Annotated in this window: 2 protein-coding genes; one reads left to right on the top strand and one right to left on the bottom strand. The window is 49.5% G+C overall.

The annotated features are described in order from the left end of the window. Nucleotides 1-752, top strand: a 752-nt coding sequence (locus tag DWB84_RS18705; RefSeq protein ID WP_187411344.1) for an RHS repeat-associated core domain-containing protein, incomplete at its 5' end; no start/stop codon positions are given. 263 nt (nucleotides 753-1,015) lie between these two features. On the opposite strand, the gene DWB84_RS18700 is transcribed toward DWB84_RS18705, so the two are convergent. Beyond that, nucleotides 1,016-1,243, bottom strand: a complete 228-nt coding sequence (locus tag DWB84_RS18700) for a SymE family type I addiction module toxin (protein WP_187411343.1) — start codon at nucleotides 1,241-1,243, stop codon at nucleotides 1,016-1,018. Nucleotides 1,244-1,769 lie beyond the last annotated feature (526 nt).

Raw genomic sequence — 1,769 nt, 5'->3', positions numbered from 1 at the left:
GTGGAGTCGGCAGCCTAACTGGACGCTTCGGCTACACAGGGCAGATGTTTTTGCCGGAGTTGGATCTTTATTATTACAGAGCGAGAATCTACAATCCGGCGCTCGGGCGGTTTTTGCAAACCGATCCTGTGGGGTATGAAGATCAGATGAATCTTTATGCCTACGTTCACAACGACCCCTTGAACTACACCGATCCTACAGGTGAGTGGGCGCACATCGCGATTGGAGCACTGGCCGGAGGAGTGATATCAGGTATCGCCTATGCTATTACCACGGATGATTTTAGCGCTAAGGATCTGGCTGTGAACATGGTTTCGGGAGCAGCTGTTGGTGCGGTTACTGCGGCAGTACCAGGTGCAATCGCCGCTGGTTCATTAAACTTTGGAAGCAAGGCCGCTAATGTGGCTGCTAGTGTTGGTAATGCAACTGCTGCTGGAACTGTGGGTAGTGCTGGCACGCAGCTGGCAACCACCGGTAGTGTGGATGCAGGCAAGGCCTTAACGGCTGGTGCAGCAAATGCGGTGGGACTGGCGGCAGGTGCTGCTGTCGCCAAACCTGCGACTGCACTAGCAACAGTTAAGACAGCAGGAAATCCAGGTTTGCCAGTTACGTCATTGAAAGGCAACACGTTCTCGGTTGGTAAAGTGGAAGCTAGTTCAGTAACTAGCGAAACTGTGAAACAAGGTGTACAAGATGTGATCGGAGAGTCAGTTTCCGCTAAAGCTAACTGCGAAATGAGTTCAGGGTGTTAGCTATGGTCTTCGATGTCATTATCTTTTTAGCGTTGGTTTTTTTAAGTCAGGCTATCGTTGTAGGGATAAAAACAGGAACTCTCCATTCAGCGTATGGTGAAGCAATGACTGTACGCAAAAGCGAAGGGCCGATTGGTTATTTCCTAATTTTATTTCTATATGTAGCTGTTTGGCTATGGATGGCGTACCTGCTGTTTAAGTAGGCAACTGAGAAACAAAAAAGCCCAGCCGGAAAACCCCGCTGGGCTTTTTCTTTTTAAGCATCAGTCCCTATCTTGCGTCGTCAACACCAGGCAACCTTCCATGACCCTGACGGTCACCGGCACATCAATCCCAAAGCCGGCCTGGTCAAGCCAATGCCCCCTCAGTTGCAACCAGGGCACCCTGGCCTGAGACCGATCCTTGCGCCGGTAGTCGTAGAACTTCTGCCCCATCTTGATCCGCCGGGTATGACACACCGGCGCCGCTTGCGTACACTTGGCTGTAGCCATTAGTAACCTCCTATACAGGTTGCTGTGGTTAGCTGGCTGGTTGGGTTGCCGCCCAATCAGTCAGCGTCTTCTCAACGCTAGCGGAAAGCCCGCTTGGCGTTGTGTTTAAGAATGAGACTTTCCAGTAAAGCCTTTGCGACTTTTTTATCTTCCTCATCAAACTGGCTGACGGCTTCAAATTGAAGCTTCAACGTATCGTCAGGTCCTCGCAAATCTTCGCCAAATACCAGCAGTAGTTGGGGTCAGGTCTTTCATTTGACATCAAGTGATTTTTTAGATGTTGCGATTTCTTAATAATTTATTGGAAACTGACCCGAAGAAAGCCAATCTAAGGCTGACAGATCTTACGCGATAGGATTGTCAAAAGGCTCTTTCCTCCACCTGTCCAATTTATTGCGTAATACAACAAAGCCCGACGAATTCCTTCGCAGGGCTTTTTATCATCGCGTACACAGATCTCCTTGCAACTGAGGCAATTCCGCATTGCCACTTCCTTTCTTGCCCTGCATACCAAAAGTGACCATCT

Source organism: Saccharophagus sp. K07, assembly GCF_014336955.1.
Taxonomy (GTDB): Bacteria; Pseudomonadota; Gammaproteobacteria; order Pseudomonadales; family Cellvibrionaceae; genus UBA5868.
The sequence above is the reverse complement of the archived record's forward strand: the minus strand, read 5'-3'. Positions and strand labels throughout refer to the sequence as shown.

Excerpts from the sequence above, each read along its gene's own strand:
- DWB84_RS18700 (WP_187411343.1), bottom strand. The coding sequence starts at position 1,243 with ATGGCTACAGCCAAGTGTACGCAAGCGGCGCCGGTGTGTCATACCCGG.